The sequence below is a fragment of the Streptomyces sp. NPDC088733 genome (assembly GCF_044751185.1).
Lineage (GTDB): Bacteria > Actinomycetota > Actinomycetes > Streptomycetales > Streptomycetaceae > Actinacidiphila.
Map to the genome: position 1 here is coordinate 245,107 of NZ_JBIVLH010000001.1, position 14,155 is coordinate 259,261.

Annotated in this window: 13 protein-coding genes; 10 read left to right on the forward strand and 3 right to left on the reverse strand. The window is 72.2% G+C overall.

The window, feature by feature from the left end:
* Positions 1-45: 45 nt before the first annotated feature.
* Together ACIP64_RS01075 and ACIP64_RS01080 are read left to right on the forward strand one after the other, a co-directional pair.
* Entirely contained in the window at positions 46-1,446 is a 1,401-nt protein-coding gene (locus ACIP64_RS01075) for an FtsW/RodA/SpoVE family cell cycle protein (RefSeq protein ID WP_401580417.1), read from the forward strand.
* Positions 1,443-2,909 carry a penicillin-binding transpeptidase domain-containing protein gene (locus ACIP64_RS01080; protein ID WP_401580419.1) on the forward strand — a complete coding sequence of 489 codons (1,467 nt, stop codon included), beginning with the start codon at positions 1,443-1,445 and terminating at the stop codon, positions 2,907-2,909. Before ACIP64_RS01075 ends, ACIP64_RS01080 begins: the two co-directional genes overlap by 4 nt.
* Positions 2,910-2,912: 3 nt before the next feature.
* On the opposite strand, the gene ACIP64_RS01085 is transcribed toward ACIP64_RS01080, so the two are convergent.
* Complete coding sequence (locus ACIP64_RS01085; protein ID WP_401580421.1) at positions 2,913-4,010, reverse strand: ferritin-like domain-containing protein; 1,098 nt, start codon at positions 4,008-4,010, stop codon at positions 2,913-2,915.
* A 52-nt stretch (positions 4,011-4,062) separates the two neighbouring features.
* On the opposite strand from ACIP64_RS01085, the gene ACIP64_RS01090 reads away from it, so the two are divergent.
* The 8 genes from ACIP64_RS01090 (at position 4,063) to ACIP64_RS01125 (ending at position 11,709) form a co-directional block, all read left to right on the forward strand.
* Positions 4,063-4,965, forward strand: coding sequence for a diiron oxygenase (locus ACIP64_RS01090; RefSeq protein ID WP_401580422.1), 903 nt, complete (start codon positions 4,063-4,065; stop codon positions 4,963-4,965).
* Between the two features lie 31 nt (positions 4,966-4,996).
* Complete coding sequence (locus ACIP64_RS01095; protein ID WP_401580424.1) at positions 4,997-5,749, forward strand: TetR/AcrR family transcriptional regulator; 753 nt, start codon at positions 4,997-4,999, stop codon at positions 5,747-5,749.
* 34 nt (positions 5,750-5,783) lie between these two features.
* Entirely contained in the window at positions 5,784-6,050 is a 267-nt protein-coding gene (locus ACIP64_RS01100; RefSeq protein ID WP_360907087.1) for a hypothetical protein, read from the forward strand.
* 131 nt (positions 6,051-6,181) lie between these two features.
* Positions 6,182-7,750: a chitinase gene (locus ACIP64_RS01105; protein ID WP_401580426.1), complete on the forward strand. Its 1,569-nt coding sequence runs from the start codon at positions 6,182-6,184 to the stop codon at positions 7,748-7,750.
* Positions 7,751-7,878: 128 nt separating this feature from the next.
* Positions 7,879-9,027 (forward strand): NlpC/P60 family protein, encoded by a 1,149-nt coding sequence (locus ACIP64_RS01110; RefSeq protein ID WP_401580427.1) that lies wholly within the window; start codon positions 7,879-7,881, stop codon positions 9,025-9,027.
* A gap of 123 nt (positions 9,028-9,150) precedes the next feature.
* Entirely contained in the window at positions 9,151-9,735 is a 585-nt protein-coding gene (locus ACIP64_RS01115; protein ID WP_401580429.1) for a TetR/AcrR family transcriptional regulator, read from the forward strand.
* 85 nt (positions 9,736-9,820) lie between these two features.
* Complete coding sequence (locus ACIP64_RS01120) at positions 9,821-10,825, forward strand: zinc-dependent alcohol dehydrogenase family protein (RefSeq protein WP_401580431.1); 1,005 nt, start codon at positions 9,821-9,823, stop codon at positions 10,823-10,825.
* Positions 10,826-10,923: 98 nt separating this feature from the next.
* The gene (locus ACIP64_RS01125; RefSeq protein WP_401580433.1) at positions 10,924-11,709 is read left to right on the forward strand and encodes an alpha/beta fold hydrolase; all 786 of its coding nucleotides are present in this window, start codon (positions 10,924-10,926) and stop codon (positions 11,707-11,709) included.
* A 513-nt stretch (positions 11,710-12,222) separates the two neighbouring features.
* On the opposite strand, the gene ACIP64_RS01130 is transcribed toward ACIP64_RS01125, so the two are convergent.
* Complete coding sequence (locus tag ACIP64_RS01130) at positions 12,223-13,458, reverse strand: styrene monooxygenase/indole monooxygenase family protein (RefSeq protein ID WP_401580434.1); 1,236 nt, start codon at positions 13,456-13,458, stop codon at positions 12,223-12,225.
* A gap of 93 nt (positions 13,459-13,551) precedes the next feature.
* Positions 13,552-14,154 (reverse strand): GTP-binding protein, encoded by a 603-nt coding sequence (locus tag ACIP64_RS01135; RefSeq protein ID WP_401580436.1) that lies wholly within the window; start codon positions 14,152-14,154, stop codon positions 13,552-13,554.
* Position 14,155: the final 1 nt, after the last annotated feature.

Below are 14,155 nucleotides of genomic sequence, written 5' to 3' on the forward strand. Positions count from 1 at the left end.
GCCGAACACCATGGGCGAATGATGTCCTTTTGATACCTTTCGCCCATGAGTGCACCCTCCCCCAATGCTTCGCCCGAGTGGGAGTCCCCCCGGCGGAGCCTGGAGGAGCCCGGGCCCGGTGCGCCGCCGCACCGCCGCCGCGGTGTGGAGCTGGGGCTGCTGTGCGCGGCGGTCCTGATCTCGGTGTACGGCTACTGCAACGTCGGCCTGGCCAGGGACGGCACCCTGCCGCCCGGCGCCGCGGGCTACGGGGCCGCCCTCGGGGCGCTGTCCCTGCTGGCGCACCTGACGGTCCGGCTGCGCGCGCCGTACGCCGACCCGCTGCTGCTGCCGATCGCGGTGCTGCTCAACGGCCTGGGCCTGGTGCTGATCCACCGCCTGGACCTGTCCACCCCGGACTCCGCCGCGCCCGCGCAGCTGGTCTGGTCGGGGGCCGGGGTCGCGCTGTTCCTCCTGGTGGTCCTCGCGCTGCGGGACTACCGGGCGCTGTCGGTGTACGCGTACGTGTGCGTGGTGGCCGCGCTCGCGCTGATGATCGCGCCGATCCTCTTCCCGGCCGTGAACGGGGCGAAGCTCTGGATCCGCTTCGGGGGACTGTCCATCCAGCCCGGCGAGTTCGCCAAGGTGCTGCTCGCGGTGTTCTTCGCCGCGTACCTGGCGGACAACCGCAGCGCGCTCGCCCACACCGGCCGCCACATCTGGCGCTTCCGGCGGCTGCAGCTGCCGACCGGCCGGGTGCTCGGGCCGGTGCTGGCGGTCTGGGCGATCAGCGTGGGCGTGCTGGTGGTGGAGCGCGACCTCGGCACATCCCTGCTGTTCTTCGGGCTGTTCGTGATCCTGCTGTACGTCGCGACCGGGCGGACCGGATGGATCGCGATCGGGCTGCTGCTGTCGGGCGCGGGCGCGTTCCTGGTCGGCTCCCTCGAACCGCACGTGCACTCCCGGGTGCAGGACTGGCTGCACCCCTTCGCGAGCATCGATGCCGGGCAGGGACCGGGGCAGCTGGCCCAGTCGCTGTTCGCGTTCGCGGCCGGCGGCCTGCTGGGCACGGGCCTGGGCGAGGGGCACTCGGCCCTCATCGGCTTCGCCGCCAAGTCCGACTTCGTCCTGGCCACGGCGGGCGAGGAACTGGGGCTGACCGGGCTGACCGCGCTGTTCCTGCTCTACGGGCTGCTCGTGGCGCGGGGTTACCGCGCGGGGCTCGCCATCCGCGACCCGTTCGGGCGGCTGCTGGCGATCGGGCTGGCCTCGATCTGGGCGCTCCAGGTCTTCGTGATCGCGGGCGGGGTCACCGACCTGATCCCGCTCACCGGCATGGCGATGCCGTTCCTGGCGCAGGGCGGTTCCTCCGTCGTCACCAACTGGGTGATGGTGGCGCTGCTGGTGCTGCTCAGCGACACCGCCCGGCGGCCCGTCCCCGGCCCGGTCCCGGCGGTGCCGGGGTGATCCCGCACGCCCGCCGGGCCGCCGCCTTCTGCATGCTGCTCTTCGTCGCGCTCCTGGTGAACGCCACCCGCCTGCAGGTCTTCAGCGCCCCGGCCTACAACGAGAACCCGGCCAACCGCCGGGTGGCCATCGCGCGCTACGAGCGGCCCCGCGGCGACATCTTCGCCGGCAAGCACGCGGTGACCGGCTCCCGCGCCACCAGCGGCCCGCTCGGCTACGAGCGCACCTACACCGACGGCCCCCTGTACGCGCCCGTCACCGGGTTCGCCTCCCAGACGTACGGCACGACGCTGCTGGAGGCCGCCGAGGACCCCGTCCTGTCCGGCACCTCCCCGCAACTGGCCACCCTGCCGGTGTGGAACGCCATCACCCGGCAGCCGCAGCCCGCGGGCGACGTCCGGACCACCATCGACCGGTCCGCCCAGCGGGCCGCGTACGAGGCGCTGGGCGGCAAGAAGGGCGCGGTCGCCGCCCTCGACCCGGCCACGGGCCGGATCCTGGCGCTGGTGAGCACCCCCTCGTACGACCCCGGGCGGATCGCCGGGACGGGTCCGAAGGTCACCGCGGCGTGGGAGTCGCTGATCTCCGACCGCGACCAGCCGATGCTCAACCGGGCGCTGCGCCAGACGTACCCGCCGGGTTCGACGTTCAAGACGGTGACCGCGGTGGCGGCGCTGACCAGCGGCACGATCACCGACATCGAGGAACCGACCGACTCGCCCAACCCCTACCGGCTGCCGGGCTCGACCACCTCGCTGCGCAACGAGTCCGACGCCGAGGACTGCGAGGACGCGCCGCTGCTGTACGCGTACGCCATCTCCTGCAACACCGTCTTCGGCAAGCTCGGCGACGACGTCGGCCTGACCGCGATGCGGGAGACGGCGGAGGCCTTCGGCTTCAACGACGACTCGCTCGGCATCCCCTCGCACGCGGCGGTCAGCGTCTTCGACCGCCGCATGGACGACGCGCAACTGGCCCTGTCCTCCGTCGGCCAGTACGACACCCGCGCCACGCCCCTGCAGATGGCGATGGTCGCCGCGGCGGTCGCCAACGACGGCACGCTGATGTACCCGCACCTGGTGGACCGCACCACCGACAGCTCCGGGCTGCCGGTCGCGCTCACCGGCGACCGGGCCTACGGGCAGGTGATGGACGCGGTGGTGGCCCGGGACATGCAGACGATGATGACCGAGGTCGTCCGGTCGGGAACCGGACGCAACGCCGCCATCCCGGACACCGTGGTCGGCGGCAAGACCGGCACCGCGCAGAACGGCGAGAACAACCGCGGCACCCCCTTCGCCTGGTTCATCGCCTGGGCGAAGGACGCGGCGGGCGGCCCGGCGCGGGTCGCCGTCGCGGTCGTCGTCGAGGACGCCGCGGCCGACCGTGCGGACATCAGCGGCGGCGGCAACGCGGCGCCGGTCGCCCGCGCGGTGATGGAGGCGGTGCTGCGCCGCGGCTGACGCTCACGCCCCGCCGCCGTCTCCCTGCCGTCCGAGCGCGATGGCGCCGGCGACCTCGGCGACCCGCGCGTCCTCCTCCCTGGCGAAGCGCTCGGCGTCGAGCCTCTCGGCGATCTCCTCGTCCTGGGCCATCAGCAGGTCGAGATTCGAGTCGCCCATCTCCAGGACGCCCATGTCGACATAGGCGCGCTGGAGCCGCTCGCCCCACAGGCCGATGTCCTTCACGCACGGCACGATGCGGCTGAACAGCAGTTTCCGGAAGAGCGTCAGATACTCCGACCGCTCGCTCAGCTCCTCGGCCTCCTGGCGCGGGATGCCGAAGTCCTCCAGCACCTCGGCGCCGCGCAGCCGGTCGCGCATGAGGTAGCAGCCCTCGATGACGAACTCCTCGCGCTCGCGCAGTTCGGCGTCGGACAGCTGCCGGTAGTAGTCGCGCAGCGCCATCCGCCCGAAGGCCACGTGCCGGGCCTCGTCCTGCATGACGTAGGTGAGGATCTGCTTGGGCAGCGGCTTGTCGGTGGTGTCGCGGAGCATGCCGAAGGCGGCCAGCGCCAGGCCCTCGATGAGCACCTGCATGCCGAGGTAGGGCATGTCCCAGCGCGCGTCGCGCAGGGTGTCGCCGAGCAGCGCCTGGAGCGAGTCGTTGACCGGGTAGACCATGCCGACCTTCTCGCGCAGGAAGCGCGAGTAGATCTCGGCGTGCCGGGCCTCGTCCATGGTCTGGGTCGCCGAGTAGAACTTGGCGTCCAGGTCGGGGACCGACTCCACGATGCGGGCCGCGCAGACCATCGCGCCCTGCTCGCCGTGGAGGAACTGGCTGAACTGCCAGGAGGCGTAGGCGCGGCGCAGGTCGCGCTTGTTCTGCTCGGACATCCTGTCCCAGTGGGACGTGCCGTACACGGTCAGGTTCTGGTCCGGGACGCCGAGCGGGTCGTACGGGTCGACCTCGAGGTCCCAGTCGATGCGGGTCACCGCGTCCCACTGCTTGTCCTTGCCCTTCTGGTAGAGGGCGAGCAGCCGGTCGCGCCCGTCGTCGTACTCCCAGGAGAAGCGGGCCGCTCCGGAGGCCGGGATCTCCCACAGGTGTTCCTGCGACGTCATTGGCGCCTCCTCGACTCTTGACGAGCTTGCTGACACACAGTCTCATAAGAGCATGACCGCTGGCACCCCTCTTGCAACGCGAGAAAAAGTGGCGGAGCGGCTGCTCGACGCCTCCGCGAAGCACTCCTTCGACCCGGACACCGAGCTGGACTGGGACGCCCCCTTCGAGGAGGGCGGGTGGTTCTGGCCCCCCGAACTGGTCTCCCTGTACGACACCCCGCTGTGGAAGCACATGTCGCAGGAGCAGCGGATCGAGCTGAGCCGGCACGAGGCCGCCTCGCTGGCCTCGATCGGCATCTGGTTCGAGATCATCCTGATGCAGCTACTGCTGCGGCACTCCTACGACCTGGACCCCACCAGCGGGCACGTGCGCTACGCGCTGACCGAGATCGCGGACGAGTGCCGCCACTCGAAGATGTTCGCGCGGCTGGTGACCAAGCTCGGCACGCCCGTCTACCGGCCGACCCGGCTGGACCACAACCTCGGCCGGGTGCTGAAGACCGTCTCCACCACGCCCGGCGCGTTCACGGGCACCCTGCTGGCCGAGGAGATCCTCGACTGGATGCAGCGCCTGACCTTCCCGGACGAGCGCGTGCAGCCGCTGACCCGCGGCGTGACCCGCATCCACGTCGTCGAGGAGGCCCGGCACATCCGCTACGCCCGCGAGGAACTGCGCCGTCAGATGGCCACCGCGCCCCGCTGGGAACTGGCCTTCACCCGGGTCTCCTCCGCCGAGGCCGCCCGGGTCATCGCGCGGTCGCTGATCAGCCCGCAGGTGTACGCCTCGGTGGGGCTGGACCCGCGGTACGCCGCCGAGCTGGCCCGCACCAGCCCGCACCGGCGCGACGTGATGCGGCAGGCGGCGAAGAAGCTGATGGACTTCCTGGAGGAGGTCGGCATGTTCGAGGGCCGCGGGATACGCCGGATGTGGCGCACCTCGGGGCTTCTCGGGTAGGACGGCGGGCGGGCCGGATACGCTGGCGGTCATGAACGGCAGTTCGACGCCGGCGCCCGCCGCCCCCGCCTACCGCCGGCTGAGCGTCGAGCAGCGTCGCGCCCAACTGCTCGCCGCGGCCGTGGACCTCTTCGGGCACCACCGCCCCGAGGACGTGTCGGTCGACGACGTGGCCGCCGCCGCCGGCGTCTCCCGCCCCCTGGTCTACCGCTACTTCCCCGGCGGGAAGCAGCAGCTGTACGAGGCCGCCATGCGCAATGCCGCCGACGAGCTGCGGGAGTGCTTCGTGGAGCCCGCGGCCGGCGAGATGACCCAGCGCCTGTCGAACGCGCTGGACCGCTACCTGTCGTACGTGGACGAGCACGGCGCCGCGTACTCCGCGCTGCTGCGCGGCGGCAGCGTCGCCGAGACCAGCCGCACCGGCGCCATCGTGGACGAGGTGCGGCGCAGCGCCGCCGAGCAGATCCTCATGCACCTGGGCGCGCCGCGGCCCGGCCCGCGGCTGGCGATGATGGTGCGCTCGTGGATCGCGAGCGTGGAGGCGGTGTCGCTGACCTGGCTGGACGAGGGCAAGCAGCCGCCGGCCGAGGAGCTGAGGCGGTGGCTGGTGGACCACTTCACGGCGCTGCTGCTGGTCAGTTCCACCACCGACCAGGAGACGGCCGAGGTCGCGCTGGCCGCCCTGGGGAGGGAGAGCCCGGGCAGTCCCGCCGGCGACCTGGCCCGCCGGGTCGCACCGCTCGCACAGGCCGTCGCACATCTGCTCCCACCTGCCATTCCGTGAACACGGGCCCCATCGAAGGGCCTACGCTGACCCCGTGAGGCATGAGGACACGGAATTCGTCGGGGGGCCGCTGGACGGCCGCGTGCTGGGGGTGCTGACCGGCATCACCGGGCAGCCCCCGAAGGTGTACGAGGTGCCGGTGCCGCAACCGGACGGCGCGGCCCCGGTCGTGCACGTCTACCACCGCGAGCCCAGCCCGGGGACGCGTGAGCAGCGCCGCACGCGGTGGGTCTTCGTCTACGACCCCGAGGGGAACCGGCCGGAGAAGCCGCGCTGGCCCTGGTCGAAGCGGGGGGCCTGAGCGCCGCCGCCCGGCTCCGCGCGGGGGCGACCGCGCCGCGTTCCGGTCCGGACCATTGACAGGATTGGTCCAGACCTGTTTGCTGCGAGTTGTCATGCGCACATCTCCTCGCCCCCGAAGGAGCGGTCCCCATGAGATCCCTCGTCGCCGCGACGGCGACCCTCGCCCTCACCGCCGCCCTCGGCGGGCTGGTCGCCCTCGCGCCCTCCGCGCACGCGGGCGAGTTCCTGGTCAACGGCGGTTTCGAGAACGGCAGTCTGACCGGCTGGAGCTGCGACACGGGCACCACCCAGGCGGTCACCGGCCAGGCGAAGACCGGCAGTTGGGCACTGGCCGGCACCCCGGGCTCGTCCGGCACCGCACAGTGCAAGCAGACGGTCACCGTGGCGCCCAGCACCACGTACACCTACTCCACCCAGGTCAAGGGCAGTTACGTCTACATCGGCGTGGACGGCGGGGCCGGCACCTGGACCCCGGGCACCGGCGGGGCGTACCAGCAGCTCAGCGTGAGCTTCACGACCGGCGCGAGCCAGACGAGCGCGACCGTCTACGTCCACGGCTGGTACGCCCAGCCCACGTTCTGGGCCGACGACGCCTCGCTCACCGGCCCCGGCGGCCCGGTGACCACACCGCCGCCGACGGACACCCCGACCCCCACGCCCACTCCGACGGACACGCCCCCGGGCCCCTCCTCCCACGCCCTGGTCGGCTATCTGCACTCCAGCTTCGCCAACGGCTCCGGCTATGTGCGCATGGCCGACGTCCCGGCGAGCTGGGACTACATCGACCTCGCGTTCGGCGAACCGACCACGGTCACCTCGGGCGACATCCGCTTCACCCGCTGCTCCGCCGCCGAGTGCCCGAACGTGGAGTCCGACGCGGACTTCAAGGCCGCGATCAAGGCGAAGCAGGCGCAGGGCAAGAAGGTGCTGATCTCCATCGGCGGCCAGAACGGGCAGGTGCAGCTGACGACGACCGCCGCCCGCGACGCCTTCGTCGCCTCCGTCGGCCGGATCATCGACACCTGGGGGCTGGACGGCCTCGACATCGACTTCGAGGGCCACTCGCTCTCCCTCAACGCCGGTGACACGAACTTCAAGAGCCCGACCACACCGGTCGTGGTCAACCTGATCTCCGCGCTGAAGACCCTCAAGGCCCGGTACGGCAGCGGATTCGTGCTGACGATGGCGCCCGAGACCTTCTTCGTGCAGCTCGGCTACCAGTTCTACGGTCCGGGTCCCAACGGCGCGCAGGACCCGAGGGCGGGCGCCTACCTTCCCGTCATCCACGCGCTGCGCAACGACCTGACGCTGCTCCACGTCCAGGACTACAACTCCGGGCCGATCATGGGCCTGGACAACCAGTACCACCAGATGGGCGGCGCCGACTTCCATGTCGCGATGACCGACATGCTGCTCACCGGATTCCCGGTGGCGGGCAACACGGCCAATGTCTTCCCGGCGCTCGCGCCCTCCCAGGTCGCCGTAGGACTGCCCGCGACCTCCAACGCGGGCAATGGCTGGACAACTCCGGCGGATGTCGACAAAGCACTCGACTGCCTGACCAAGCGGACCGGCTGCGGCTCCTACACCCCGCACGGAACATGGCCGAATCTGCGCGGTCTGATGACGTGGTCGATCAACTGGGACAAGTTCGGCAACTGGGAATTCCAGAAGAACTTCGATTCGTACTTTGGCTGACACGGAGAAAACGGGTGGCTCCAATTGCCACGGAGCCACCCATTCCGGCCCGGTCACCCTGTCGCAGCCGACCCGATCATGTAAGGATCTACCGGCAAGCAGCCGGTAATACAGTCGGAGGTGAAGGGATGTCAGCAGCAAGCAGGCCCAAGGAGTGGGTGCGCAGGGCACTCATCTGCGGGACGCTGCTGGCCGCCGCGGCCCTCGGACTGCCCGCGCAGAACGCGCAGGCGATGCCCGACGACCCGTATCCCCACGGCCCGACCCTGGTCGTCCTGCTGGAACGGCTCCAGGACCTCTACCTCAGGGCGGAGCAGGCCACGGAGACCTACGACCAGGCCGAGTCCGACCTCACCGAGAACCGCGGCAAGGCCGACCGCCTGGACCGGCAGCTCGCCGAGGAGCGCACCGCGCTGGCCGACGCCCGCGCGCTGGCCGGGCAGCTCGCCCGCGAGCAGTACAAGGAGGGCGGGGTCTCCCCCTACCTGAGCCTGCTGCTGAGCGGGAACCCGCAGGACGCCTTCACCCAGGGCCACCTGCTCGACCGCGCCGTCGGAACCCAGGCCGAACTGGTCGCCCAGTTGGAGAACGGCGAGAAGCGGATCGCCGCGCTCAGCCGCGCGCAGCAGCACGCACTGGACGGCTCGCTGCAGCTCGCGGACCGGCAGCGCGAGGCCAAGGAGGAGATCGAGGACCAGCTCGGGCAGGTCGAGGCGATCCTCGCCGGCCTGACGGGCACTCAGCTCGCCGACCTCCAGCGGCTGGAACAGCAGGGCATCAACCGGGCCCAGGAGGAGTTCCTGCGCTCGGGGCAGCTCGGCAACCTCTCGCTCGCGCCCTCCAAGATCGGCAACAGCGCACTGAGCTTCGCCTACGCCCAGATCGGCAAGCCCTACGTCTGGGGCGCCGAGGGCCCGGAGGCGTACGACTGCTCCGGACTCACCTCGCAGGCATGGCTGCACGCGGGCACCCCGATCCCGCGCACCAGCCAGGAGCAGTGGAAGCAGCTGCCGCACATCCCGCTCAACCTGCTGCGCCCCGGCGACCTCGTGATCTTCTTCCCGGGCGCCACCCACGTCGCGATGTACATCGGCGACGGCCTGGTCATCCAGGCGCCCCGCCCGGGCAGCGTCGTCAAGATCTCCCCGATCGCCGCCAACCCGATCCTCGGCGCGGTCCGCCCGGACCCCGACGAGCCGTCGATGCAGCACTACGTCTCGCCGACCGCTCCGGACCCCGCGAAGGACCGGGCCTCGAACGGCGGCTCCGCCGGCTGACGACGGCTCGCGTGCGTGTACGGCGGGACCGGTGTGACCGGCGCCACGACGCATCGGACAGACCTGTCTGTTAGTTTTGCCGGGACGGGCCCGCCGGGTCCCCGGCAGAAGCAGGTGATCGGCATGCCCGCCACGGCCAGGCGCCTCCCGGCGCGCGAACGCATCCTCACCACGGCCGAGGAGCTGTTCTCGGCCCACGGGCTGCGCGGTGTGGGCGTCGACCGCATCATCGCGGAGTCGGGCGTGGCCAAGTCGACGCTGTACGTGCACTTCCCCTCCAAGGACGAGCTGGCCGCCGCCTATCTGCGCCGGGTCGACGACTCCTGGCGGGGCAGACTGCGTGCCGCGGCGCTGGCGGCCGGCGACGATCCGCGTGAGCAGTTGACCGGCCTGTTCGACGCGGTCGACGCGTCGTTCCGGCGGCACGGCTTCCACGGCTGCCCGTTCATCAACGCCGCCGCCGAGAGCGAGCCGGGGAGCCTGCCGCACGAGGTGACCGCCGAGCACAAGCGGACCGTCCGCGCGTGGGTGCGCGGCCTCGCCGAGGCGGCCGGGGCCGGCGACCCCGACGAGCTGGCCCTCCAGCTCACGCTGCTGATCGACGGCACGCTGGCCGCGGGCAAGCTGGAACAGAACCCCGCCATGCCGGCCGCCGCCAAGGCCGCCGCCCGTGCCATCGTCGAGCGGGCCTGCCCGCCGGCCGCCTGACCCCCCACCGGCCCTCGTCCCCGCTGCGGACGAGGGCCCTTCCCGAGCTCAACAAAACAGACCTGTCTGTTCGAATGGAGAGACCATGCCTGCGAAGCCCTCGATGCGCGCGGTGGTGCTGGAACGTTTCGGCGGTCCCCTGGCGCTGGGCGAACTCCCGGTCCCGGTGGCCGGCCCCGGCCAGGTGCTGGTCCGGGTCGAGGCCAGCGGGGTGAACCCGCTGGACACCAAGATCCGCGCCGGAAAGGCCGCCCATGCCCGCAGCCGGCTGCCCGCGGTGCTGGGCCTGGACCTTGCCGGAGTGGTCGAAGCGGTCGGCCCGGAGGTCACCGGGTTCGCCCCGGGCGACGAGGTCCTCGGGCTGACCGGCGGCGTCGGCGGCCTCCAGGGCTCGCTCGCGCAGTACGCGGCCGTCGACGCCCGGCTGCTGGCCCGCAAGCCCGCCTCGTTGGGCATGCGCGAGGCCGCCGCCCTGCCGCTGGTCTTCGTCACCGCCTGGGAGGGCCTGGTGGACCGGGCGGGGGTGCGCGAGGGCCACACCGTGCTCGTGCACGGGGGCGCCGGCGGCATCGGCCACATCGCCGTGCAGTTGGCGCAGGCCCGCGGCGCCCGCGTCTTCGCCACCGGCGCCCCCCACAGCCTGGGGACGATCGCGGAACTCGGCGCCACCCCGATCGACCGCACCACGACCCCGGTCGAGGACTACGTCGCCGAGCACACCGGCGGCGAGGGCTTCGACATCGTCTACGACACGGTGGGCGGCGCGACCCTCGACGCGTCCTTCGCCGCCGCGCGCACCTGGACCGGCCACGTGGTGAGCGCGCTGGGCTGGGGCACCCACAGCCTCGCGCCGCTGTCCTTCCGCGGCGCCACCTACTCCGGGGTCTTCACGCTGCTGCCGCTGCTCACCGGCCGGGGGCGCGAGCACCACGGCGCGATCCTGCGCGAGGCGGCGCCCCTGGCCGACGCCGGGTCCCTGCGGCCGCGGGTCGACCCCCGGCGGTTCACCCTCGCCACGGCCGCCGAGGCGCACGCCGCCGTCGAACAGGGCTCCGCCGCGGGCAGGATCGTGGTCGACGTCACCGGCTGAGCACCCGGATCCGGCCCGGGGCCCCGCCCCGGGCCGACGGCCGGACGCCCGAGGTAATTCGGTGGCCCGTGCGGCGCCGGCCCGCGAGTATGCACGCGATGCTCATACTCAAGGATCACCTCGGTCATCTTTCCTGCACCGTCACCGGCGAAGGCCCGCCCGTCGTCCTCGTGCACGCCGGCATCGCCGACCACCGCATGTGGGACGCGGTCGCCCCCGGCCTCGCCGAGCGGCACACCGTCATCCGGTACGACCTGCGCGGCTTCGGCGAATCCGCGCCGCCGACCGGCCCGTTCAGCGAGACCGACGACCTGCTCGGGCTCCTGGACCACCTCGGTCACGACCGGGTCCGGGTCGTCGGCGCGTCCTGGGGCGCCCGCGTGGCCGCGGACTTCACCCTCACCCACCCGGACCGGGTCCACTCGCTCGCGCTGCTCGCCCCGCCGTGGCGGGGGTACGACTGGTCGGCGGAGATGGTCGCGTACGACGAGGCCGAGACGGCCGCCCTGGCCGCGGGCGACCTCGACGGCGCCGTCCGCGTCAACCTGGACATGTGGCTTCGCGGCCCGAACCGCGGCTGGGAGGACGTCGCCCCGGGACTGGCCGAAGCGCTCCGGGAGCCGCTGCGGATCTCGCTGACGCATCAGGAGGCCGTCGGACGGCACTCCCAGGGCGGCACGGACCGTGACGTCGCCACGATCACGGTTCCCACGCTGGTCGGATTCGGGGGCCTCGACGTCGCCGACTTCCGCGACATCGCCCGCCGGTACGCCGCCGAGATCCCCGGTGCCTCCCTGGCCGAATTCCCCACGGCGGCCCATCTCGTCGCACTCGACGCGCCCGCCGAACTCCTCGCGGCGCTCGTCCCGTTCCTCGCCCGCTGACCGGTCCCGGCGGGTCCGGGGGACGCGGCCCGGCCCCGGGCTGAGCCGGCATGCGGCCGCATCGCGTCGCCGCAGACGCGGGAGAAGTCGTGGAACAGGTCCCACAAGGACCCGCCGAAGCGGAAGACGGCGACCTCCTCCCCCGCGTGGGTCCGCAGGACGAGTCCGTCGCGCCATGTGTCACGGCGCAGTCGCACCACCGAGGCGCGGGGCACGACAACGTGCCGCGACACACCGCAGCGCACGATCGCCCCGGGCTTCAGCACCACCCCGATGAGGGAGAACCGCCGGCACAGGGACGCCATCAGGAATGCCGGGGCAGCCGGCAGCGCCGTACGCGTCGCACAAGCCGGGTGCCCGGGCCGTACCAGTCGTCCAGGCCCCGTTCCCACAACCCGCCGTCCGCCATGCCCGTGAGCCTGGTGGGGGCACCCTGATCCGTCAACGGATTCCGGTCCGTCCGTGGGCCGTTCGCGAGCGGCCCACGGACGGACCGGCGGCTTCAGGCGGTGCTCAGGCTCCCGCGACCGAGGCGAGGTAGGCCGCCGTCTTCTCCGGGTCGTAGAAGTACGCCTCGTAGTCGGAGGGGTCGTCGAAGCCGTTCGCGAAGCGGTCGGCCACCGCGGGGAACTGGCCCGCGGCGCCGATCAGGCCGAGGACGTGCTCCGGCGGCGGGCCGAGGAGGGCATTGGTCCACTTGGTGACCGGTTCGGCGGTGGTCCAGAAGCGGGCGAAGGCGGACTCCATCCACTCCCGGTCGAAGGGCCGGTCCGCGCGCTCGACGATCGCCGCGAGATAGGCGGCGGCGCACTTGGAGGCGCTGTTGGAACCCTGGCCGGTGATGGGGTCGTTGGCGACCACGACGTCCGCGACACCGAGGACGAGGCCGCCCGAGGGCAGTTCGGCGACCGGGCGGCGGACGACCGGGGCGAAGCGGCCGGCCAGAGTGGCGCCGGCGTCGGTGAGTTCGACGTCGCGGGCCCGGTCGTACTCCCACGGGAGGTGACGCTTCATCAGGTCGAGTGTGATGCCCAGGTGTTCCGCGGGGTCCTTCACGCCGTCGAAGACGTCGAGCGGGCCGCCGGGCAGACCCTCCCAGAACAGGATGTCGCAGGGGCCCGAGGTGGTCAGCGCCGGGATGACGATCAGCTCGCCGGCGCCCGGGACCATGTTGAGCCGCACCGCGTGGACGTCCGGGTGCTCCGGCCGCGGGGCGAGGCCGTGCACATAGGCGACGGCCAGCGCGCGCTGGGGGCTGTCGTACGGGGAGCGGGCGGCGTCCCGGCCGAACAGCGAGACGAGTTCGCCCTTGCCGGCGGCGACCAGCACCAGGTCGTACGCGCGGGAGAAGTAGTCCAGGTCGCCGACGGTGACCCCGTGCACGACCAGCTTGCCGCCGCGCTCGCCGAAGGTCTCCAGCCAGCCGGCCATCTTCACGCGCTGGTCGACGGACTGGGCGTACGCGTCGAGCCGGCCGAGCCAGTCGATCGGACGGGATCCGTCGGGGGCGGCCACCGAGACGCCCAGGCCCTCGATCCGCGGGGTCTGGTCCTCCCAGAAGTTGAGGCCGAGGTCGCGCTCGTGGCCGAGGGCCGTGTCGAACATGCACTGGGTGGACATGACACGCCCCTCGCGTATCTCGTCCGACGTGCGGTTGGACATGACGGTGACCTCGTACCCGTGGGACTGCAGCCCCAGGGCGAGCTGGAGGCCGGACTGCCCGGCCCCCACGATCAATATTTTGCGCAAGACGGCACGCTCTCTCGTACGGTGCTGGGGAGATGGGTGAGGTGGGACGGGATTCCGGCGGCGCCGCGAGGCACCTCCGGAGGGCTGGGGCTGCTAGTCCGGGTGCGCGACCAGGGCCTGCTTGACCAGCGCCAGCAGCACCTGGATCACCGTGGAGCGGTCGCGCGCGTCGCAGATCAGCACGGGGATCTCGTCCGGCACGGCCAGCGCCTCACGGACGTCGATCTCGTCGTAGGCGGTCGTGCCCTCGAAGTGGTTCACCGCCACCGCGTACGGCAGGCCGCTGCTCTCGAAGTAGTCCAGCGCCGGGAAGGCGTCCGCCAGCCGCCGGGTGTCGGCCAGCACGACCGCGCCGATCGCGCCGCGCACCAGGTCGTCCCACATGAACCAGAACCGCTGCTGGCCGGGCGTGCCGAACAGGTACAGCACCAGTTCCCGGTCGAGGGTGATCCGGCCGAAGTCCATCGCCACCGTGGTCGTGGTCTTGTCCGGGGTCGAGCCGAGGTCGTCGATGTCCTCACTGGCCCGGGTCATCACCGCCTCGGTGGTGAGCGGGGTGATCTCGGAGACCGCGCCGACGAAGGTGGTCTTGCCGACGCCGAAGCCGCCCGCCACGACGATCTTGGTCGAGGTGGGCGCGCGGCTGACGTCGAGCTGCCACTCCTGAAGGCCCTCCTCCTCCGTCACCGACGCCATC